Below are 21,947 nucleotides of genomic sequence, written 5' to 3' on the forward strand. Positions count from 1 at the left end.
GAAGGGGCTTGCCGCGAGCCGACGGGGATCGACATGGCCAAGAACGGGGCGGGACAGCCGATGAAGCTCGACATGGGACGCGCGTGGAACGACGCGATGGGCCTGCTTTCGGCCAATTTCGCGGTGATCGCCACGGTCCTCGGCCTGTTCTACTTCCTCCCTCAATTCGCGATCGCGCTGTTCGCGCCGGATGCCAGCGCGACAGCCGCGCCGGACCTGCCGCCCGATGCCTCGCCCGAAATGGTGATGGAGGCGCTGAACGAGACCTTCAGCGCGGCCTATGCCGATATCTGGCCCTACATCCTGCTGACCGCGGTGCTCGGCTATGTCGGCGCGCTCGCGGTGCTCGCCCTGCTGCGGCGCGAGGGCAACCCGACCGTTGGCGAGGCGCTCAAAGCAGGGATCATCGGCACACCGAGCTATTTCGCAACGCAACTCCTGTTCGGCCTTGGCGCGGGCCTGTTCATCGTGCTGCCGGTTGCGCTGGTCGGAGCCATCGCGCCGATCGCGGCGGTCCTCGTCGGGCTGCTGCTCGTCGTGGTGCTGGTCTATGCCGCATTCAAGCTGCTGCTGGTTCCCGCCGTCATCGGTATCGAGGGCGACCTCAACCCCTTCGCGGTCATGGCCCGTTCGTGGCGGCTGACCAAGGGCAACACTTTGCGCATCTTCACCTTCGTTGTGCTGCTGTTCGTCGTGCTCATCATCGTCACGATCATCGTCTCGCTGGTCGCGGGCCTGATCTTCGCGGCAATGGGCGATGAGGCGGTGCGGATCGGCGGCGGCTTCATCAGCGCGCTCACCAATGCGGCGGTCGGTGCAATCTACCTCACCGTGATCGCGGCGATCCACCGGCAGCTTTCGGGCGACCGCGAGAGGGTCATCGAGACGTTCGAGTAGCTGCAGGCGCGATTGCACGAATCCGCCGCCTCGCGTAGCGCGAGGCAGCCATGGCCGATGCCGATCCCCCGTCCCTGACCACTCGCCCCGGCACGATTTCGCGCGGGCGCATGGCGCTGCTTTTCACCGTCATGCTGGTGACCGCGGCGGGCAACACCGCGATGCAATCGGTCATGCCATCGATCGGCACGGCGCTGGGGGTCGAGGACGTCTGGATCAGCCTCGCCTATTCGTGGTCGGCGCTGCTGTGGGTGGTGTGCGCCCCCATCTGGGCGCGGCGTTCGGACCGGCGCGGGCGCAAGGCGATGATGGCGCTGGGCCTGTCGGGCTTCGCCGTGTCGATGACGCTGTGCGGGCTCGTGCTCTATGCCGGGCTGTCGGGCTGGCTCGGCGCGCTGTGGACGCTCCTCGCCTTCGCCGCCGCGCGCAGCCTCTATGGCGGGTTCGGCAGCGCCGCGCCCCCGGCGGTGCAGGCCTATGTCGCCTCGCGCACGCCGCGCGCCGAGCGGACGCAGGCGCTTTCGCTGATCGCTTCCAGCTTCGGGCTCGGCACGGTGATCGGCCCGGCGCTCGCCCCGCTGATGGTCCTGCCGTTCCTCGGGCTCGGCCTTGTCGGGCCCTTCCTGTGCTTCGCCGCGCTGGGGCTTGCCGCGCTCATCGTGCTGCGGCTGCGCCTGCCCAATGACGAACCGCAATTCGCCGCGCGCGGGTTCGCTGCGCCCTATTCGAGCGCCTCGGGCGCACCGAGCGATCCCGATGCGAGTTTCGAGGCCGAGGAGACCGGCGAGCCGCCGCGCCTCAGGTGGACCGACCGGCGGCTGCGCCCGTGGATCGTCGCGGGCTTCTTCGGCGGCCACGCGCAGGCCATGGTGCTCGGCATTTCGGGTTTCCTCGTGCTCGACCGATTGGGTTTGCGCGATACGCCTGCCGAGGGCGCGGGGCCGGTCGGGCTTGTACTGATGAGCGGCGCGATCGCGACCTTGCTCGCGCAGTGGGGGCTCATCCCACGCTTCGATCTCGGCCCGCGCGCTGCGACCTTGTGGGGACTGGTCATCGCCGCTTTCGGGACCACGGTGCTGGCATTGGGGGCGACGATCCACACCATCGCGCTCGGTTATGCCATCGCCTCGTTGGGCTTCGGCCTGTTCCGTCCGGGCACGACTTCGGGCACGTCGCTCGCGGTGACGCGGGCGGAACAGGGGCAGGCATCGGGGATCGTCGCGAGCCTTGCCGGCGCGAGCTACATCTACGCTCCGGCGCTGGGCGTGTGGCTCTACAACCACTCCGACTGGCTCGGCTTCGGGCTGATCGTGGCGCTGTGCCTCGGCGTGCTGGTGCACGGCTGGTTCGCGCTGCAATCCGACCGCGACCTCACCGGCGCGGCGGGCGACTGAGAAGGAAATCCGGCGGCGTCAGCCGCCGCAAGCGTGGAGTCGAAGCCGGAGGCGCAGACGTGCGAAGCACACCTGCACGCGCGCCGGATGGCGTGAGGGAATCAGAGAATCTCCAGCACCCTGTCCTGAGGGCGGCACAGGCGCACGCCCTTCTCCGTCTCGACCAGCGGGCGCTCGATCAGGATCGGGTCGGACACCATCGCATCGAGGATGGTGTCGATGTCGGCCTCCGGGAGCCCGCGTTCCTCCGCATCCGTGCCGCGCAGGCGCAGGCCGTCCTTCGGGCTGATACCGGCATCGATGTAGAGCTGGGCGAGCTTGTCTCGGGTCGGCGGCTCCTTGAGATATTCCACCACCGTCAGATCGACGCCCTTGAGGTTCTCGAGAATCGCGAGCGTCTTGCGCGAAGTGCCGCATTTGGGGTTGTGCCAGATCGTCGCCTTCATGCCTGTCCTCCTGCTGGATCGCCTCGCCGACTAGCCCCGATCCGGCGCGATTGCACGGGCGAAAGGGAGCGGGGCGAAAATAATCACGACTTCGCTTGCTCTTGCGAATAATTTGCATTAGCCGGGCGAGCGAAGGATGCGGGGGCATCCTCGCAAAGACGGAAAACTCCAAAGGAATTCAAATGACCTATCGCCTGACGCGCGCCGCCCTGATGCTGGGCTGCGCGTCGCTCGCCTTCCCCGCTTTAGCGGATACCGGCTCCGAGACGGACAGCGCCGAAACCGCCGGCGCCAACGCTGTCAGCGCGCCCGCCGACAACAGCCCGGCGCTCGACAATATCGTGGTCGAAGGCGACGTGCTCTATTCCGACCTCGTCAACGCGCTCAAATCCCCCACCCCGATCATCGACGTGCCGCAGAGCCTGTCGATCGTCACCGACGAGGAAATCGAGCGCCGCGGCTTCACCAGCATCGCGCAGATCGCCGACTACACGCCCTCGGTCACCATGTCGCAGGGCGAAGGCCACCGCGACGCGATCATCATCCGCGGCATCCGTTCGACAGCCGACTTCTTCATCGACGGCGTGCGCGACGACGTGCAGTACTACCGCGCGCTCTACAATCTTCAGCAGGTCGAGATCCTGCGCGGGCCCAACGCGCTACTGTTCGGGCGCGGCGGAACCGGCGGCATCGTCAACCGCGTCACCAAGAAAGGCGTCTTCGGCGAGACTTTCGGAAGCGCGCAGGTCGCTCTCGACACTTTCGGCGAATTCGGCGTCTATGCCGATTTCAACCTACCCGCAGGCGACAATGCGGCCTTCCGCCTCAATGCGATGTACGAAGGGCTGGATAACCACCGCGATTTCTACGACGGCGAGAGGATCGGGATCAATCCGACCCTGCGCGCCGAGCTCGGCCCGGACACGGTGATCGACCTCGCCTACGAATACATCGACCACGAACGCTTCATCGACCGCGGCATCCCCACCGGCGCGGATGGCCGCCCGGTCGAGGCCTTCGAGGACATCGTTTTCGGCGACCCGGAAGAGAACTTCACCGCGCTGAAGGCGCACACCTTCCGCGCGCTGCTGCAGCATGACTTTTCGGAGAACCTCAAGGTCAACGCGCAGGCCTTCTACGGCGACTACGACAAGGTCTATTCGAATCTCTATGCAAGCGGCTACGACGCGGTGAACACGCCCGACCAGGTCACGCTCGACGGCTATGTCGACGAGGTCGAGCGCGAGAACCTCATCCTTTCGGCCAACCTCGTCGGCGCGTTCGAGACCGGCAGCCTCGCACACACGCTGGTCGCGGGGGTGGAATACATCGACACCTCGTCCGACCAGTTCCGCTTCAACGCCTTCTGGGACACGACGCAGGACGACAACGAGATCTTCACGATCCAGCGTCCGCTCGCCCTGCGCGGCGGGGTCGGCACGAACGCCTTCGGCCAGCGCACGGTCAATGATTTCACCGTCGATCTCAACGACGACACGCGCGTCAACATCGAGGTGTTCTCGGCATACGTGCAGGACGAGGTGAAGGTCGCCGACTGGCTGCGGCTGGTCCTCGGCGCGCGCTTCGACAGTTTCGACATCGGGGTCGACGACGTGGTTGCGGGCACGTTCCGCAGCCGCAAGGACGAGGAAATCTCGCCCCGCCTCGGCGTAATCGTCAAGCCGCGCGAGAACGTCTCGCTCTATGCGAGCTATTCGGAAAGCTTCCTGCCGCGTTCGGGCGAGCAGTTCGACAACATCACCGCGACCGAACAGGCGCTCGACCCCGACCGCTTCAGCAATCTCGAAGCCGGGATCAAGTGGGACGTCGCCGACCGGCTGAGCCTGACGGCGGCGGTGTTCGAGATCGAGCAGACCTCGCCCCAGCCGGCCGACAACGATCCGGAAACGCTCGAAGTGATCGATTCGAAGATCCGCGGCTTCGAGATTGCGGCGGATGGTGCGGTGACCGACTTCTGGACCATCTCGGCGGGCTATTCCTATCTCGACGGGGAACAGGTCGACCGGCTCGGCCCGACCGGCCTTCGCCCGCGCGAACTGCCCGAGCACATGGTCTCGGTGTGGAACGACTTTACGATAGGCGACCGGCTCGGGCTCGGCCTCGGCCTCACGCACCAGTCCTCGAGCTTCGCGGACAACGGCAATAATGCGATCCTGCCCGCCTACACCCGGTTCGACGCGGCGGCATGGTATGACGTGACCGACAGCGTGCGCGTGCAGGTGAATGTCGAGAACCTGACCGACGAGCTTTACTTCCCCAATGCCCACGCGGTGCATCAGGTGACGGTCGCGCCGCCCCTGAACGCGCGCTTCGCGGTGACGGCGAAGTTCTAGCTCAATCGCGTGCGGGCTTCAGCGCCGGGACCGCCCTTGCGGCGTCCTCGGCGCTGACGCCCGGCGGCGGGGCGGCGCTGATGCTCTCACGGCGCTGCTGGACCCGCCCCGCGCGCTCGACCGCGCGCACCAGCCGAGGATAGACCCCGCAGCGGCACATATTGGGGATCGCCTCGAGGATCTCGGCCTCGGACGGCGAGGGGTTGCGCTGGATCAGCGCGGCCGCCGCGATTACGATGCCGGGCGTGCAATAGCCGCACTGGATCGCCTGTTCGGCGACCATCGCCTGCTGCACCGGGTGCGAGCGGTCGGGCGAGAGCCCCTCGATCGTGGTGATGAAGCGCCCCTCGGCTTCGGCCAGCGTGATCCGGCACGATCTCAGCGCCGCCCCGTCGACCAGCACCATGCACGCGCCGACGCAGTCGCCTCCGCAGGCTTTCGTGCCGGTGAGGTTCATCGCGTCGCGCAGGGCATGGACGAGCGGCATTTCCGGGTCGAGGTCGAACCGCACCGGGCGGCCGTTGACCGTCATGCTCGACATGGCAGCGGGGCTTTCCTTTGGCGGCTAGCGGCGCGCGATCAGTGACGCCAGCTGTCGTCGATCCGGTCGATCTTGCGTTTCCACGCCTCGAAATCGAACAGGCCCGCGCCGCCCTGCCCGGCCATCACAGACAGATCGCGCTGGTGGACGTCGACGACCTCCTGCGGGACGATGTTGGGATTGCCCATGCCGAGCGTCGCGACCTGGATCTCGCAGGCGCGCTGCAGCGCCCACATCTTCACGAACATCCCAGGAATGGTCTTGTCCATCACGACGGGCCCGTGATTGCGCAGCATCAGGATCGAATGCTCGCCGAGATTCTCGACCAGCCGCTCGCCTTCCTCGGGCCGCACGGTGACGCCCTCGAAATCGTGGTAGCCGATCTGGCCCTGGAAATTGCAGGCGTAGAAATTGCTCGCAACCAGGCCGTCCTTGTGGCTGCACACCGCCATCGTCGCGGTGGTGTGGACATGGCAGATCGCCGCCGCGCGCTCGCCCAGGTGCTGGTGGAAATAGGCGTGCTGGGTGAAGCCCGCCTTGTTCACCATGTAGGGGCTGCCGCCGACATTGTTCCCCTCGACGTCGATCTTGACGAGATTGCTCGCGGTCACCTCGTCATAGAGCAGGCCGAAGGGGTTGATGAGGAAGGTGTCTTCCTCGCCCGGAACCTTGACCGAAATGTGGTTGTAGATCGATTCAGACCAGCCGAGGTGGTCGAAGATGCGATAGCACGCCGCAAGGTCGAGGCGGGCCTGCCATTCTTCCTTGCTGCACTGGCCTTCGAGGCTCTGCTGGTTCGGCTTGAGCTGGGTCGCCATGGGGAAAGTCCTCTCGTCTCATTGGGCTTTGCGCAGTTTATCGCACGGCTTTGCGCATCGCCGCAAGCGGGCCTTGCATGGTTTGCCTTTGCCAAGCGCCCGCGCGCCCATTACCTCGACAGGCGATGAGCGCGGCTTCCAAAGCAGACAGCGGCCCGGCACGGGCTCCCGCCGACCCGGCGAGCGCGCCCGCCAGACTGGTGACCGGGAGCATCCCGCGCCATCTCGTCGGCCAGACCCTGCCGATGATCGTGGGCGTGGCGGCGATCATGTCGATCGGCCTCGTCGATGCCTATTTCGTCGGGCAGCTGGGGCCGGACGCGCTGGCGGCGATCTCCTTCATCTTCCCGATCTCGGTCGCGCTCGCCTCGCTGGGTGTCGGCCTGATGGTGGGGATCAATTCGGTCGTCGCCCGCGCGCTGGGCGAAGGCGACGCGCACAAGGCCGCGCGGCGGGCCAATTTCGGGATCGCCTTCGCCTGCACCGCGGGGCTCGTCATGGGGCTCGGCCTCTTCCTCCTGCTCGATCCCGTCTTCGCGCTGATGAACGCGAGCCCTGAAACGCTGCCGCTGATCACGACCTATATGCAGCCCTTCGCCCTCGGCTTCCCCATGCAGATAGCAATCATGGGCTTCAACGGCGTGCTGCGGGGACAGGGCGAGGCAAGGAAGACCAGCCTCGTATCGATCACCTATGCCGCGGCGAACTGGGTGCTCGATCCGATTCTGATCACCGGCGCGTTCGGCTTCGAGGGGCTGGGCATTGTCGGCGCGGCCTATGCGACGGTGATCGGCTGGGCGCTGGGCGTCGGTGTCGCGGTGCTGCTGGTCAGGCGCGCGGCGATCCCGCTCGACCTGTCGCTGGTCGTCAAGGGCCGGATGCTCGATCCTGCAAAGGCGATCCTGAGAGTCGGTCTGCCCGCAAGTTTCTCCAATGCGATCAACCCCTTCGGCCTTGCCGTCCTGACCGCGCTGGTCGCGCTCGAAGGCGAAGCGGCGGTGGCGGGGTTCGGCGCGGCAGGACGGCTGCAGAGCTTCGCAACGGTCCCGCTGCTCGGCCTGTCGGCGAGCATAGGTGCGATCGTCGGGCAGAACTGGGGCGCGCGCCAGTTCGGCCGGGCGCGCGAGGCGGCGATGCTGGCGGGCGGCTTCTGCATCGCATGGGGCCTGTTCATCGCAGTCGGCATGGTGACGGCGGGCGACTGGTTCGCCGACCTTTTCACCGACGATCCGCCGGTGATCGCGGAGTTCAAGACCTACCTCAAGATCGCCGCATGGGGCTATGCCGGATTCGGTCTGCTGATCGTCGGCAACGGAATCATGAACGCGATCGACAAGGCCGGTTACGCGCTCGTGCAGTCGATCGGCCGCGTCTTCGTCGTCATGCTGCCTGTCGCATGGCTGCTGCAGGGCGCATGGGGCAGCGAGGCGGTCTATTTCGCCGAGCTCGCCGCCAACGTCTTCGGCGGCGTCTCCGCGATCGGTCTCGTCTGGTACCTGTTCAAACGCAGGCAGGCGCGAGAGGCGCAGCGGACAGGGCGCTAGGCGTTCGTTAACCATCCCCCGGCATAGAGACGCGTGAGCAGCAACTGGGGCGCGCTTTATGGACGACCTGCTGGCGGATTTCGTCGCCGAGACACGCGAGATGCTGGAAGCGAGCGAGGGCGAGATCATCGCCTGGGAAGCCGATCCGGCCGATCGCGCGCGGCTCGACACGATCTTCCGCTTCGTCCACACGGTGAAGGGCAATTGCGGCTTTTTCGATTTTCCCCGCCTCGCCGGGCTCAGCCACGCCGCAGAGGATGCGCTCGCCGATTGCCGAGCCGGTCGGCGCGAACCCGACAGCGCTCTGGTTTCCGCCGTGCTCGCGATCATCGACCGGATCGCGGCGATGGTGGATGCGATCGAGATGGGCGAGGACTTTCCCGAAGGCGGTGACGAGGCGCTGATCGCGGCGCTTGCCGAAGAGCCCGAGATCGAGATCGACGCGCGCGGCGAAAGCGCGACTGCCGATGGTCCGGAAGGCCCAGGCGACGCACCTGCCGAGCGAAGCGAGGCCCGCTCGGCCTCCTCCGGCACGGCGCAGCGCTCGATCCGCCTGCCGGTCGAACTGCTCGACCGGGTGATGAGCGGCGTCTCCGACATGGTGCTCGCGCGCAACGACCTCGCCCACCGGCTGCGGCAGGCGGGCAACCAGCCGACCATCGACGGCCCCTTCGAACGGCTCACCACGATCCTGTCCGACGTGCGCGATGCGATCACCCGGATGCGGATGCAGCGGATCGAGACGCTGTTCTCCTCGCTCCCGCGGCTCGTGCGCGACCTGTCGAGCGAGCTCGGCAAGCAGGTCATGATCGATCTCGAGGGCGGCGACGTCGAACTCGACCGCGAGATGATCGAGGTGGTGCGCGACCCGCTCACCCACATCATCCGCAATGCCATCGACCACGGGGTCGAACCGCCGTCCGACCGGCTTGCAGCGGGCAAGCGCGAGATCGCGCTCCTTTCGATCGCCGCGCGCCAGTCCGGCAACATGATCTCGATCGTGGTCAGCGATGACGGGCGAGGGCTGGACGAGGAGCGGATCGCGGCCAAGGCCGTCGCGACCGGCCTCGTCAGCGAAAGCGAGCGGCGCGAGATGGGCCGCGACAAGATTCTCCAGCTGATCTTCGAACCGGGCTTTTCGACCGCGGAGAAAGTCACCGGCGTGTCCGGGCGCGGCGTCGGTCTCGACGTGGTGCGACAGAATCTCGAACGCGTCGGCGGCAGCATCAAGGTGTCGAGCCAGCCGGGTGTCGGCACGCTCTTCACGCTGCAGATTCCGCTCACCCTTTCGATCATCGCCGGCCTCACGGTCGAGACGGGCGACCAGCGTTTCGCCATCCCGCAAAGCTATGTCGAGGAGATTGTCCATTCCTCGGCCAAGGCGCTCGATTACACCCGCATGGGCGAGACCGCGCTCATCACCTTTCGCGGCCAGCGCGTGCCATGCCTCTTGCTGTCGAACGTGCTCGGGCTCCACTGCAGCGACGTGGCCGAGGGCGATCACACAATGGTCATGCTGCGCCTTGCGAGCGGCGACCTCTTCGCGCTCGCGGTCGACCGGATCCACAGCCACGGCGACCTGGTGGTCAAGCCGCTCGCCCCGGCGGTCATGAAGAGCGGTTTCTATGCCGGCTCCACGCTGCTCGACGACGGGCGGCCGGTCCTGCTGCTCGACGTGACCAACATCGCGGGGATGTACGATCTCGTCTCGGACGCGCGGACCCGCGTGCTCAAGGCCGGGATGGACGAGGACGCGGCGCGCGCGGGCGGCGATATCATGCGCGCCATGCTGTTCACCGATTTCGCCGGTCGTCGCTGCGGTATCCGGCTCGAACTGGTCAAGCGGATCGAGACCGCGCCCGCGAGTGCGATCGACCGCAGCGGGGCCTCGCCGCGCGCCGTCATCGACGGGGTGATCCTGCCGCTGGTCGGCCTGCCGGAGGGACCGCTGCAATCGGAAAAGCTGCGCCTGCTGCGGCTGTCCGACGGCACCTGCGAACTGCTCCACGCGGTTGCCGAGGTGGACGATGCGGTCGAACTCACCGAACCCTTGAAGCCCATCGCCGACGACCCGCTGATCGAGGCGGTCACACTGGTCGGCGGACAGACCGTGACGCTCATCGACGGGCACGAACTCTTCGCCCGCCACGGCGAGCCGCCCGAACCTGCCGCACGGCCGCTCGCCCGCCTGCCCGACAGCGAATGGGCACGCACCATCCTCGCCCCGCTCGTCACCTCCGCCGGATACGAGATCGCCGAGCCTAACGCCGCCGAGGACGAGGTCGCGCTCACCATCATGTTCGAGGACGTCTACGAAGTCGCCGCGGCGCTCGAGCGTCCGGTCACTGGGCCTGTCATCCGCCTGCGCGACCAGCCGGACGGCGGCGATGCTGAGACGATCTACCGCTACGACCGCGCCGCGCTGGTCGAGGCGCTGCATCACGCCCGCACCCGCCCCGGTCGGCGGATGGGCCAATCGGGAGACGCGGCATGAACGACCTTCTCGTCATGACCCAGATCGCCGGGCGGCGCTGCGCGCTCCACGCCCATGACGTGAGTTCGGTGATCGAGATCGGCGCGGTCACGCCGGTCCCGCGCACACCGCCCTTCATCGCCGGGATCACCGCCATGCGCAGCCAGGCGCTGACGGTGATCGACTGCCGCGTCGCGCTGGGGTTCGGCGAGGAAAGCTGGGCGACCGACCACCGCGCCGCGGTCGTTGCTGTCGCGGGCCATTCCTACGCCCTCAGGGTCGACGCGATCGAGGACATCACCACGGGCGCGGCCGAACCGGGCCAGGTTCCGGGCGGCTTCGGCCCAGAATGGTCGCGGGTGGCGACCGGCATGATCGAGACCGCGATCGGCCCAGCGCTGCTGCTCGACCTTTCCGCGCTGATCGCCGGTCCGGCGCGCGCCGCCGAGGACTTCGGGGCCGCGGCTTAATCCAAAACTTACCTCTTATCCCTATCCCAACATGAGAAACCACGGCCGGGGGTCCCATGAAAACGTGCCTTATCGTCGATGATTCGCGGGTGATCCGAAAGGTCTCGAGGCATATCCTCGAAACCCTGGGCTTCACCGTCAGCGAAGCGGAGAACGGCAAGGAAGGGCTGGAAGCCTGCGAGGCGGCGATGCCCGACGTGATCCTGCTCGACTGGAATATGCCGGTGATGACCGGCATCGAATTCATCACCCAGCTGCGCCAGCGCCCCGGCGGCGAAGCGCCCAAGGTGGTGTTCTGCACGACCGAGAACGACGTCGCCCATATCCGCGAGGCGATCTCCGCAGGTGCCGACGAATACGTGATGAAGCCGTTCGACCACGAAACGCTGCAGATCAAGCTCCAGCTGGTCGGCTTTGCGTGAGCGCCGGGATGAGCGCGCCCCCCTCATCATCGCCTGACCGGACCCACCCTGCGAGCGAAGCGCACGGCGCGATCCGGGTGATGATCGTCGATGATTCGCTGACCGTGCGCACGGTTTTCAAGCGAATGGTCGAAAGCGACCGGTCGATGGTCGTCACCGGCACGGCGAGCAGCGCTGAACGGGCGATCGTGCAATTGAAGAGCGAACCGGCAGACGTGGTCCTGCTCGATCTCGAAATGCCGGGCATGGGCGGGCTCGAGGCTCTGCCGCAGATCCTTGCGACGTCGGACAACGTGCAGGTTCTGGTCGTCTCCTCGCTCACCCAGGACGGAGCCGAGCACACGCTCGCCGCGCTTTCGACAGGGGCGGCGGACACCATGCTCAAGCCGCGTCCGGGCGGCTTCAACGAGGACTATCGCAGCCAGCTGCTCGCCAAGATCCGCGCGCTCGGGGGCAGCACCGCCGAAGCGGTCGGGATCGAAGCCGAACTCGCACCGCCCGGCAGCACCGTGCGTTCCGACCCTGCCGCGATCAAGCGCCTGCTGCGCGCCAAACGGCCCGAAGTTCTCGCGGTGGGCGCATCGACCGGCGGAATACACGCCCTGAACCTGATGCTGCGCGGGCTGACGCCGGAATTCGACCTGCCGATCCTCGTCACGCAGCATCTGCCCTCCTCCTTCATGCCGGTCTTCGCCCGCCAGATCGAGGTCGCGAGCGGACGCCGCGCCCATATCGCCGAGGACGGCACGCCGATCCGCCCGGGCGAGATCGCGGTCGCCACCGGGCACGGCCACATGATCGTCGAACGGCGCGGCGAGGAACTCGTAGCGCGTATCAGCGCCGATCCCATGCCGAGCGGCTGCCTGCCGTCGGTCGACCCCATGCTCGCCAGCCTCGCCAAGGCGTGCGAGGGCCGCGCGCTTGCCGTGATCCTGTCGGGCATGGGCCGCGACGGGGTGGAAGGCGCCGCCGCGCTGCACCGCGCGGGCGGCACGATCTACGCGCAGGACGCCGAGACGAGCGCGGTCTGGGGGATGCCAGGCGCAGTCGCCAAGGCCGATCTCGCGACTCTCATCGGCCCGCCCGAAACGCTGGCCGAGGCGATCATGGCGCTGGTTCCCGCCACGCTCGCCCGATAGGCGGCGAAAGGGATTGCCGACCGCATGATCGATTCCAGCCACGCCTCCCACCAGATCGTCGCCGACCTGCTTGCCGAGCGGACCGGCCAGCAGCTTACCGAAAGCCGCCGCTGGCGCGTTTCGAGCGCGCTCGCCGGGGTTTTCCGCGAATACGGCATCAGCAATGTCGACCAACTCGTCTGCCTGCTCGACGAGCCGCGCCGCCGTTCGAGCGACCGCGACCTGGCGACCGAGGTGGTGGAAGCGCTGCTCAACAACGAGACCTATTTCTTCCGCGACAAGCCGACCTTCGACCAGCTGCCCGCCGAAATCCTCCCGCTGCTCGCCGAAAGGCGGGCCGAGACGAAACGTCTGACGATCTGGTCGGCGGGTTGTTCGACGGGCCAGGAAGTCCATTCGCTCGCCATGCTGCTCGCCGAACAAAAAGACCGCTGGGCGGGCTGGAGCATCGACATCCTCGGCACGGACGTTTCGCACAAGGCGATCCGCGCCGCGCGCAGCGGGCTCTACAGCCAGTTCGAAATCCAGCGCGGGCTCGGCGTCGCGCAGATGCTGCGCCATTTCGAGGAGACGCCTGCGGGCTGGCAGATCCTCGAGGAAGTGCGCCGCACCACCCGCTTCCAGCAGCACAACATCCTCACCGAACCGCCGCTGCGGCAGCCGGTCGACCTGATCCTGTGCCGCAACGTGCTGCTCTATTTCGACGTCGAGACCCGTCGCCGCGCCTTCGCCCGCCTGTCGGGCGCGCTCGCCCCCGACGGGTTCCTGATGCTCGGCGCGGGCGAAACCGTGGTCGGCCAGACCGATGCCTTCGTCCCGGCCGACAAGCGCGCGAGCCTCTACCAGCGCGCCCTGCCCGCCCGCCCGGCGAAACTGCTCCACGCCGGCTGACCGGATAAGGCGCCCCTACGTATTTCCACGGGGCTGGCGGGGCATGGTTTACGCTTCCTTAGCCCTTCGCTTTTACGAAACTCTCCGCGCGCCCAAGCGAACGGGAAGGCTGACGGGAATGACCTCGTGTCGATGACAAACAAGCCCTTGCGACTGACCCCGGCCGGGCTTGTGCTGGTCCCGCTTGCAGTGCTCAGCCTCGTTTTCGGGCTGATCACGATGGTCGTGATCGCAAGCGACCGTATTCATTTCCTTGCTCCCGGCTCGCTGCTCATTTCGGGCGCGCTGGTCTATGCCGCAACGCTCGTCCTGCTCGGCAGCACGGGGATCGCCAATGTCCGCGAACTGGAAGAGCTCTCGCTCACCGACGCACTGACCGGGCTTGCCAATCGCCGCGCGCTCACTCGCGACATCGAGCAGCACACCGCTACGGGCGAGGAAGTCGCGCTCGCGCTGATCGACCTCGACAGCTTCAAGGAAGTGAACGATCATTACGGGCACGCGATCGGCGACGAGCTGATCCGCCGGTGCGCGGAGCTGCTGCAAAGAGCCTGCGGGGGCGAGGCGAAATGCTACCGCCTGGGCGGCGACGAATTCGCGGCCCTGATGCACGGGCGGGTCGCGGGCACGATCCTCGAAGGGATCTGCCGCAGCCTCCTCGACACGCTGAAAAGCCCGATCGAACTCGACCTTCCCGCCGGCAGGCGCCAGCTTTCGGTGGGGGCGAGCATCGGCCTTGCCCGGCAGGATACCGACGACCGGCTTGCACCTTCGGAGATGCTGCGCCGCGCCGATGTCGCCATGTCCGCCTCCAAGCGCAGCGGCAAGATGCGCTGCACCTGGTTCAACCGCACGTTCGACCAGCGCCGCGAGGCGGTGCGCGAGATCGAGGACGACCTTCACCGCGCGCTCGCCGAGGGCGAATTCGAAGTCGCGTACCAGCCGCTCGTCAGCGCGCGCGACCAGCGCATCGTCGCGGTCGAATCCCTGCTGCGCTGGAACCGCACGAACGGCCCCGTGATCGGCCCCAACGTGTTCATCCCGGTGGCCGAGGAATCCGGCCTCATCAATCCGATCGGCCTGTGGGTCCTGCGCCGCTCCGTCACCGACGCGCTCGGCTGGGACGACATCACCCTGTCGGTCAACATCTCCGCCGCCCAGCTTCGCAACCCCGAATTCCCGATCAAGCTTGGCGAGATCCTTGAGGAAACGGGCTTCCCACCCGAGCGGCTCGAACTCGAAGTGACCGAGACCTGCCTCGTGCTCGATCCCGTCGTGGCCGAGCGCACGCTGGACGTGATCCGCGGTTTCGGCGTGCGGATCAGCCTCGACGATTTCGGCACGGGCTATGCCTCGATCGGCTTCCTGCGCCAGTTCCGCTTCGAAAAGCTCAAGCTCGACCGTAGCCTCGTCGTGCAGGCGGGCGAGGACGATGGCAGCCGCGCGATGATGCTCTCCAGCATCGCGGTCGCCCGCGCGCTCGGCATGGGCGTGACCGCCGAGGGCGTCGAAACCGAGCCCCAGGCCGATCTCGTCCGCGCGGCGGGATGCGACCAGATCCAGGGCTGGCTCTATTACCGGGCAATGCCGGCTGCCGACATCGACCGGCTCGTCGAAATCCAGAATGCCGATGACGGCGCATACGAAACAAAGGGTGGTAACGCGGCATGAGCGCGCTCCAGGAACTCGCAGTCGATATCGAAGCCGAACGCAGCGGCGAGGAGCGCCGCGAAGGCCGCGCCGCGCCGACCCTGTCCAACCTTGCCGCATGGTTCGGCGCGCTGTCGATCGGGCGCAAGATCTCGCTGTTCTTCTTCGCCAATCTCGGCTTCGCGCTGGTCGCGGGCATTTTCATCGTGTTCGGCTTCATGCGCCTGTCCGACCGGGCTGAAAGCATCAACGTGATCCACGACCACGCGATCGCCGCGGAGCGGCTGGTGGTCGACCTGTCCGAAGCGCAGCGCCATGCCGAAATGCTGGTCGCCGAAGGAGAAGCCGAGCGCGCCGAAGCGGCGATCCAGCGCCTTGCCGCAGCCGATACCAAGGCCGACGACCTGCGCGCGATGCTGCGCAACACCAATGTCGCCGCCTTCGACAAGCTCGCCCTCGTCGAGGAAGCCATTGCCGATTTCCGCCGCCAGCTGGGCCGTTTCGATCCGGGCGCGACCGACGCGCGGCGCGAAAGCCGCGCCGCCGAAGTGACCGCGACCGGCGGGCTGGTGCTCGAAGAGGCCGCCGAGATGGCCGCAATGCTCGGCGCGGATGCCGATGCCATGTCGGATTCGGGCGAAGCGCTGATCTCCTCGCTCTTCTTCATCGTCATCGCGCTGGCCGCCGTCCTGACCGTGCTGACGCTGGTGGTGCAGCGCTATTTCGACCGCAATGTCGGCGGCACGCTCAAGGACATCACGCGCGAGATGACCAAGCTCGCGAGCGGCGATTCCGATGTCACCATTCCGGCCAAGGATCGCCGCGACGAAGTCGGCGAGATGGCGCGCGCGCTCGAAATCTTCCACCGCGCGGGCAAGCGGCTTGAGAAACTCAGCCGCGAACGTGCCGAGCGGGCGAAGAAGGAGCTCGACGAACAGGCGCGGCTCCAGCTCCAGCAGGAGGAAGCCCGGCTCGAACGCGAACGCGTGCTGCGCGACATCGCCGACCAGTTCGAACGGACCGTGGGCGATGTGGTGAGCGGGGTCGCTGCGGCCTCGACCCAGCTGCAATCGACCTCACGCGACATGGCGAACGCCGCCGAGGAAACCAGCCGCCGTACGGGCGATGTCGCCGCCTCGATGGAAGAAGCCAATTCGGGGGCGACCGCTGCCGCTGCGGCGAGCGACGAATTCGCCATGTCGATCGGCGAGATCAGCCGCCAGGCCGCCTCCAGCGCCGAACTCGCGCGGCAGGCCACCTCCTCTGCGACCGAGGCGGACGAGACGATCTCCGCCCTGTCCGACAGCGCGCAGCAGGTCGGCCAGATCGTCGAGCTGATCCAGACCATTGCCCAGCGCACCAACCTGCTCGCGCTCAACGCCTCGATCGAAGCGGCCCGTGGCGGCGAAGCGGGCCGCGGCTTCGCCGTGGTCGCGAGCGAGGTCAAGGAGCTCGCCATGCAGACCAGCCGCGCGACCGAGCAGGTGGCCGAACAGATCCGGGCGATGCAGGACACGACCGGCGCGAGCGTCTCCGCGCTGCGCGCGATCGCGAGCCAGGTGCAGGAGCTCGAAACCACTGCCGTCTCGATCGCCACCGCGGTCGACCAGCAATCGGTCGCGGGACAGGATCTCGCCCGCAGCATCGACCTCGCCGCGCGCGGGACCGAGAAGGTCGCAGGCCACATCGACGACGTGCGCGATCTCGCGCTTTCGACCGGCTCGGCCGCGAGCCAGGTCCTCTCGAGCGCGACCAGCCTCGAAGAGCAGGCATCGACCCTGCGCGCGCAGGTCAATTCCTTCCTTGCCAAGGTCCGCGCCGGCTGATCCGAAAGCCCCCGGAAAGGGGCGGCGAAAAGGTTTTGGAAAGGAATTTCCTTTAGGAATTTCCCCTAGTCACGCGCCCGCCAGGGGGAGCGCACAGGGCTATGGGGATGCGGTCATGAACATGATGTCATTGCAGGAGCAGAGCGAGGAACAGGCGGTTCCCGACCTTCTTTCCGATGCCGACGACGTGTTCGACGAGGACCTGCTGGCCGACGCCGCGAACGAGGCTTCGGGCGCACCCCATCGCCGCACCGTGCTCGAGCGGATGGGCTGGTTCCGCAATCTCAGCCTTCCGGCCAAGATCCACACCGTCTTCGGCACCTTCTTCGCAGCCGGCTTCGCGATGGCGCTGGTGCTCGCCGCGGGCCTGACCGAACTCTGGTACCGCTACAACACCTCGGCCGACGTGCAGGATGCCGTGGTCGCCTCGACCGAGCTGCGCAGCACGACCGGAGAGCTGCGCTACAACACCGCGCGCTTCCTGTTCGAAACCGAACCGGAGATCCTCGTCCGCCAGCGCGAAAGCTACGAGGCCGCGATGGACCAAGTCGAGGCGATCGATGCGATCGTTGCCGAAAAGGCTCCCGCGATCGAGCCCAAGGTCGCCGCGATGCGCGAGGACATCCGCGACTACAACGCGACCTTCGAACGCACTGTCGCTACCTTACGCACCGAGGGGCGCAGCGAAGCCGCGATCGCTCTGGCCTACGAGATTTCCGACAAGGGCGATGCGCTCTTCGCCGAATCGCAGGAATTCGCCGCCGACCTGTCGGACTATTCGGCGAAGCTCGAGAAGTCGGGGATCGACTACTTCTTCACGATGGTCGGCATCGTCGCCGTGCTCGGCGTGTTCGCGGCGGTCGTGCTGCTGTTCGGCCTCGCCTATCTCTCGCGCGATTTCTCGCGCAAGATCACCGAGATCACCCACGGCATGACCCGCCTCGCCCGCGGCGACCGGCGCTTCGAGATCGAAGGCGCGGACCGCAAGGACGAAATCGGCGAGATGCTGCGCGCGCTCGGCAAGTTCAAGCGCGCCAGCCGCCAGCTCGAGGTCTGGGCGCGCGAACGTGCCGAACGCGCCGACGAGGAAGTGCGCCTCCAGCAGGAACGCGCCCGCGAACGCGAGGAAGCCGAACAGCGCAAGGCGAGCCTGCTCGCCGAAGTCGCCAAGCAGTTCGAACGCACCGTCGGCGATGTCGTAACCGGCGTCGCGAGCGCTTCGAGCCAGCTCCAGACCACCGCCTCGCGCATGGCCGAAACCGCCGAGGAAGCGAGCGCGCGCACGAACAGCCTCGCGCAGAACATGGAAGAGGCCAATTCCGGCGCGACCGCGGCCGCCGCGGCGAGCGACGAATTTGCCCTCTCGATCGAGGAAATCAGCAAGCAGGCGACCTCGTCCAGCGAACTCGCCCGCCTTGCCGCCGATGCCACGACCGAAGCCGACACCACGATCTCCGCGCTGTCGAGCTCGGCGGAGCAGGTCGGCCAGATCGTCGAGCTGATCCAGACCATCGCCCAGCGCACCAACCTGCTCGCCCTCAACGCCTCAATCGAGGCGGCGCGCGGCGGCGAGGCGGGTCGCGGCTTTGCGGTGGTGGCGAGCGAGGTCAAGGAACTCGCCATGCAGACCAGCCGCGCGACCGAGCAGGTCGCCGAACAGATCCGGGCGATGCAGGATACGACCGGGGCGAGCGTCTCGGCGCTGCGCTCGATCGCGGGGCAGGTCCGCGAGCTCGAAGCGACCGCCGTCTCGATCGCCACCGCGGTCGACCAGCAATCGGTCGCGGGTCAGGACCTTGCGCGCAGCATCGACCTCGCCGCGCGCGCAACCGAGAAGGTCGCCGGCAATATCGAGGACGTGCGCGCCCTGTCGCTCTCGACCGGCGCGGCGGCGAGCCAGGTCCTTTCGAGCGCGACCAGCCTCGAGGAACAGGCCTCGACGCTCAGCGAACAGGTCCGCGCCTTCCTCATGCGCGTGCGCGAGGCCTGACCCTTCCCCTCGCCTTTCCAAAGCCCAAGAAAAGGCGTGACATTTTCGCGCTTTGTGAAACAATCGCGCAAGATCGGACGGCGTCTTGAAGGTGCAGTCCGCTAACAGGGGAAGGACGGCTTTTGGCACGCAAGTGGTCGCGCACGGGCATTTTCGGTATTCGCACAAAATTTGCCGCCTTGAAGGGCGCGCTCGCCGCCTCGACCGGGCTCGCGCTCGCTGCAGCATCGGCACCGGCGCTTGCCGGTGACGAGATCCTCTACGAACCCGCACCCGATTGGGTCGAGGCAATAGACCTCGCTTCGATCGAACGCGACCCGGCCAACGGGCAAGTCGTTCAGGACAAGCAGGTCCGCATCGAAAGCGGACGGCTGTGGGAATATTTCGACAACGTCTATCGCATCAACTCGCTGCAGGAGATGACGCAGGTCGGCACAATCACGGCGCAATGGCTGCCGGACAAGGGCGACCTCATCGTCCATGAAATCGCGATCCTGCGCGAAGGCGAGACGATCGACGTGCTCGCGGCGGGCGAGGAGATGGAAGTGCTGCGGCGCGAGCAATTGCTCGAACGCCAGATCCTCGACGGATCGCTGACCGCGACCATGTCCGTTCCCGGCCTGCAGGTCGGCGACGAGCTGCGCGTGCGCTATTCGGTGACCAATTCGGACCAGGCACTGGGCGACGAGGTGCAGACCCAGACCATGCTCTGGCGCGACCCCAACAAGCTCGCCGATTTCGGCCGTGTGCTGGTCTCGTGGGAGGACGGCCTGCCGGTCGAATACCGCGCCGGGCCCGATTTCGATCTCGCCACCCCCGAACTGCGCGATGGTTTCCGGCGGCTCGAAGTGACCATGCCGCTGCCCGAGGCGGAAGAATACCCCTTCGACGCCCCGTGGTCCTATCGGCGCCCGCCGATCCTGCAGCTCGGCACTTTCGACGGATGGGGCGAGGTCTCCAGCGTCATGGCCCCCTATTATCGCACCGAGGGCGCACTGGACGGCCTCGGCGATCTCGCCGCGAAGATCGATGCGATCCGTTCGCGCGAGGACGGCGAACTTGCGCGCGCGGTCGCCGCGCTCGAACTGGTTCAGGAAGACATCCGCTACCTGATGAACGGCCTCGACGGGGGCAATTACATCCCCCAGACCGTGGCCGAGACGTGGGAGAAGAAATACGGCGACTGCAAGGCCAAGACGCTGATACTGCTTGCGATACTCGATGAACTGGGGATCGAGGCGGAGCCGGTGCTGGCCTCGATCCAGCGCGGCGCGCTGGTCGAAAGCTCGCTGCCATTGCCCGGCGCGTTCGACCACGTGCTGGTTCGCGCGACGATCGGGGGCAAGCACTACTATCTCGACGGGACCGGCATCGGTGCCAATCTCGAGATCGTGGGCAATGTCCCGCCCTTCCTTTACACGCTGCCGATCCGTCCCGAGGGTGCGGCGCTCGAACGGATCGTGCAGGAGGTTCCCCGCGTTCCCGACGTCTCGATCGAATTCGCGCTCGACGCGCGGCTTGGCGGGGACCTGCCGATGCCGGGGACGATCACGATGAAGCTGCTCGGTGCCGGGGCAGCGCAGATGAACGCCTCGGCCGACAAGCTCACCGACGACGCCAAGCGCGCGCTCGGCGGGCGCTTCGCGAGTTTCGCCGGGGGCGAGGTCAACGTCGTCGATATGCGGATCGAACAGGGTGACGACGACAGCGAGGCAACCGTGGTGGTCGAGGCCCTGTTCCCGAGCCTCGTGAGTTACGATGGTTCGGTGGGCGAGATCGAACCGCAGCTTCCGACCGGTTCCTTCCGTTTCCGGCCCGACCGTTCACGGCGCAAGTGGCGCGACCTGCCGGTGATCGTGCCGCCGCCGCGCTCCTCGATCGGAACCTATCGCTTCACCCTGCCCGAGACGCGGGGCGATTTCGAAATTCGAGGCGAGCGCACGCTCGACATCACGGTTGCGAACCAGCGCTTCGAGCGCGAGGTGACGCTATCGGATGGCGAACTCGTGATCTCGGAAAAGCAGACCAGCCTCGGCGGGGAAGTCGCGCCCGAGGACATAAGGGGCGAACGACGCAAGGCGCTCGGCCTCGCGCGGGCCAAGCTCAAGGTGGTCGTGCCCGAGGATATGCCGCGCCGCTGGCGCTTCGCCGAGGGTGCCGATCGGGGCGGACTGGCCGGGATCGAGGCGATGCTGGCGAAGATGATCGAGCAGCAGCCCGACGAAACGGGTCCGCTTCTAAGGCGCGCCAATTTCCGCTTCGTGACTTATGATTTCCACGGCGCGCTGGCCGACATGAACGCCGCGATCGAGATCGAGGCGACAGCGCAGCTGTTCCAGGACCGCGCCTTCGTCCATGCCGAGCTGCGCGATTTCGAGCGCATGGCGACGGACCTTGAGGAAGCGTGGCTGCTGGACCCGACCCCGGAACGGGCAATCGCCCTCGCGCGGACCCTGACCGACCTCGGGCGGACGGATGAAGCGCGCGACATCCTTGGCGAGGTGGACGGAGACGAGGGTGTGCAGCGCTCGCTGGCTTACGCGCTCGCCGATGTCGAAGCGCTGGAAGGCGACGGGCGCGCCGGGCTCGACCGTTTCGCCGAACTCCTGCTCGATGCGCCCAATGATGGCTCGGTGCTCAATGCGAAGTGCTGGTACATGGGCATCTGGCAGGTCGAGATCGCGGACGCCGTGGCGACCTGCACGCGGGCGGTCGAAAACAGCGAAAACACGGCAGTGGCACTCGACAGCCGGGCGATGATCTTCCTTCGCAACGGGCGGCTCGAGGAGGCTCTGGCCGATGCGGAAGCGGCGCTCGACCTTGACCCCGACCAGACCGAGACCCTGCTACTGCGCGGTCTGATCCTGCGGGAGATGGGGCGCGACGAGGCCGAGGCCGACATCGCCGCAGCCCTCGCCCGCAGCCCGCGCATCCGCGAGGATTACCGGCGCTGGGGTTTCGAGCTGTGAAGAGAGCCTAGGCGCGGGAGGCGAGTTCCTCCATCTCCGCGACCTCGCGCGCGAAGCGGGCGCTCGCCGGGGTAGAGACCCTTTTCGTGAGGATCGCGGCTAGGCTGCGATAATACCAGAGCG

At 67.1% G+C, this 21,947-nt stretch carries 17 protein-coding genes (1 of these 17 only partly in view); 13 read left to right on the top strand and 4 right to left on the bottom strand.

Going from position 1 to position 21,947, the window contains the following annotated elements; translation table 11 throughout:
• The first annotated feature begins 33 nt into the window (after positions 1 to 33).
• Positions 34 to 897: a hypothetical protein gene (locus G9473_RS10085; protein ID WP_291133001.1), complete on the top strand. Its 864-nt coding sequence runs from the start codon at positions 34 to 36 to the stop codon at positions 895 to 897.
• 50 nt (positions 898 to 947) lie between these two features.
• A complete protein-coding gene (locus tag G9473_RS10090) occupies positions 948 to 2,291 on the top strand; it encodes an MFS transporter (RefSeq protein ID WP_291133002.1) in 1,344 nt (447 codons plus the stop codon).
• Between the two features lie 101 nt (positions 2,292 to 2,392).
• On the opposite strand, the gene G9473_RS10095 is transcribed toward G9473_RS10090, so the two are convergent.
• The gene (locus G9473_RS10095; RefSeq protein ID WP_291133004.1) at positions 2,393 to 2,737 is read right to left on the bottom strand and encodes an arsenate reductase family protein; all 345 of its coding nucleotides are present in this window, start codon (positions 2,735 to 2,737) and stop codon (positions 2,393 to 2,395) included.
• 182 nt (positions 2,738 to 2,919) lie between these two features.
• On the opposite strand from G9473_RS10095, the gene G9473_RS10100 reads away from it, so the two are divergent.
• Positions 2,920 to 5,091 (top strand): TonB-dependent siderophore receptor, encoded by a 2,172-nt coding sequence (locus tag G9473_RS10100; RefSeq protein ID WP_291133006.1) that lies wholly within the window; start codon positions 2,920 to 2,922, stop codon positions 5,089 to 5,091.
• 1 nt (position 5,092) lies between these two features.
• Here the strand turns inward: G9473_RS10100 and G9473_RS10105 are convergent, their stop codons facing one another.
• Complete coding sequence (locus G9473_RS10105; protein WP_291133008.1) at positions 5,093 to 5,632, bottom strand: (2Fe-2S)-binding protein; 540 nt, start codon at positions 5,630 to 5,632, stop codon at positions 5,093 to 5,095.
• A gap of 38 nt (positions 5,633 to 5,670) precedes the next feature.
• On the bottom strand, positions 5,671 to 6,450 hold the full coding sequence (locus G9473_RS10110) for a class II aldolase/adducin family protein (protein WP_291133011.1): 780 nt from the start codon (positions 6,448 to 6,450) through the stop codon (positions 5,671 to 5,673).
• Between the two features lie 125 nt (positions 6,451 to 6,575).
• Here G9473_RS10110 and G9473_RS10115 point away from each other — a divergent pair, with 125 nt between their 5' ends.
• The 10 genes from G9473_RS10115 (at position 6,576) to G9473_RS10160 (ending at position 21,824) form a co-directional block, all read left to right on the top strand.
• Entirely contained in the window at positions 6,576 to 7,994 is a 1,419-nt protein-coding gene (locus G9473_RS10115) for an MATE family efflux transporter (RefSeq protein WP_291133013.1), read from the top strand.
• A gap of 58 nt (positions 7,995 to 8,052) precedes the next feature.
• Positions 8,053 to 10,488, top strand: coding sequence for a chemotaxis protein CheA (locus G9473_RS10120; protein WP_291133015.1), 2,436 nt, complete (start codon positions 8,053 to 8,055; stop codon positions 10,486 to 10,488).
• Positions 10,485 to 10,937, top strand: a complete 453-nt coding sequence (locus G9473_RS10125; protein WP_291133017.1) for a chemotaxis protein CheW — start codon at positions 10,485 to 10,487, stop codon at positions 10,935 to 10,937. Before G9473_RS10120 ends, G9473_RS10125 begins: the two co-directional genes overlap by 4 nt.
• 56 nt (positions 10,938 to 10,993) lie before the next feature.
• The gene (locus tag G9473_RS10130) at positions 10,994 to 11,359 is read left to right on the top strand and encodes a response regulator (RefSeq protein ID WP_291133019.1); all 366 of its coding nucleotides are present in this window, start codon (positions 10,994 to 10,996) and stop codon (positions 11,357 to 11,359) included.
• An 8-nt stretch (positions 11,360 to 11,367) separates the two neighbouring features.
• Positions 11,368 to 12,498, top strand: a complete 1,131-nt coding sequence (gene cheB / locus G9473_RS10135) for a chemotaxis-specific protein-glutamate methyltransferase CheB (RefSeq protein ID WP_291133021.1) — start codon at positions 11,368 to 11,370, stop codon at positions 12,496 to 12,498.
• A gap of 24 nt (positions 12,499 to 12,522) precedes the next feature.
• Positions 12,523 to 13,389, top strand: coding sequence for a protein-glutamate O-methyltransferase CheR (locus G9473_RS10140; protein WP_291133023.1), 867 nt, complete (start codon positions 12,523 to 12,525; stop codon positions 13,387 to 13,389).
• A 132-nt stretch (positions 13,390 to 13,521) separates the two neighbouring features.
• Positions 13,522 to 15,060, top strand: coding sequence for a bifunctional diguanylate cyclase/phosphodiesterase (locus G9473_RS10145; RefSeq protein ID WP_291133025.1), 1,539 nt, complete (start codon positions 13,522 to 13,524; stop codon positions 15,058 to 15,060).
• Positions 15,057 to 16,865: a methyl-accepting chemotaxis protein gene (locus G9473_RS10150; RefSeq protein WP_291133027.1), complete on the top strand. Its 1,809-nt coding sequence runs from the start codon at positions 15,057 to 15,059 to the stop codon at positions 16,863 to 16,865. Before G9473_RS10145 ends, G9473_RS10150 begins: the two co-directional genes overlap by 4 nt.
• 115 nt (positions 16,866 to 16,980) lie before the next feature.
• Complete coding sequence (locus G9473_RS10155; protein WP_291133029.1) at positions 16,981 to 18,855, top strand: methyl-accepting chemotaxis protein; 1,875 nt, start codon at positions 16,981 to 16,983, stop codon at positions 18,853 to 18,855.
• Between the two features lie 122 nt (positions 18,856 to 18,977).
• Positions 18,978 to 21,824, top strand: a complete 2,847-nt coding sequence (locus G9473_RS10160; protein ID WP_291133031.1) for a DUF3857 domain-containing protein — start codon at positions 18,978 to 18,980, stop codon at positions 21,822 to 21,824.
• Between the two features lie 7 nt (positions 21,825 to 21,831).
• Here the strand turns inward: G9473_RS10160 and G9473_RS10165 are convergent, their stop codons facing one another.
• A protein-coding gene (locus G9473_RS10165) for an HD domain-containing protein (protein WP_291133033.1) crosses the window boundary here: on the bottom strand, positions 21,832 to 21,947 show its 3' portion. Its footprint extends 490 nt past the window's final position; 116 of the gene's 606 nt are visible here — the last part of the coding sequence; the start codon falls outside the window, past its right edge; its stop codon occupies positions 21,832 to 21,834.

It is taken from the genome of Erythrobacter sp. (assembly GCF_011765465.1).
In the GTDB taxonomy this organism is placed as follows: domain Bacteria; phylum Pseudomonadota; class Alphaproteobacteria; order Sphingomonadales; family Sphingomonadaceae; genus Erythrobacter.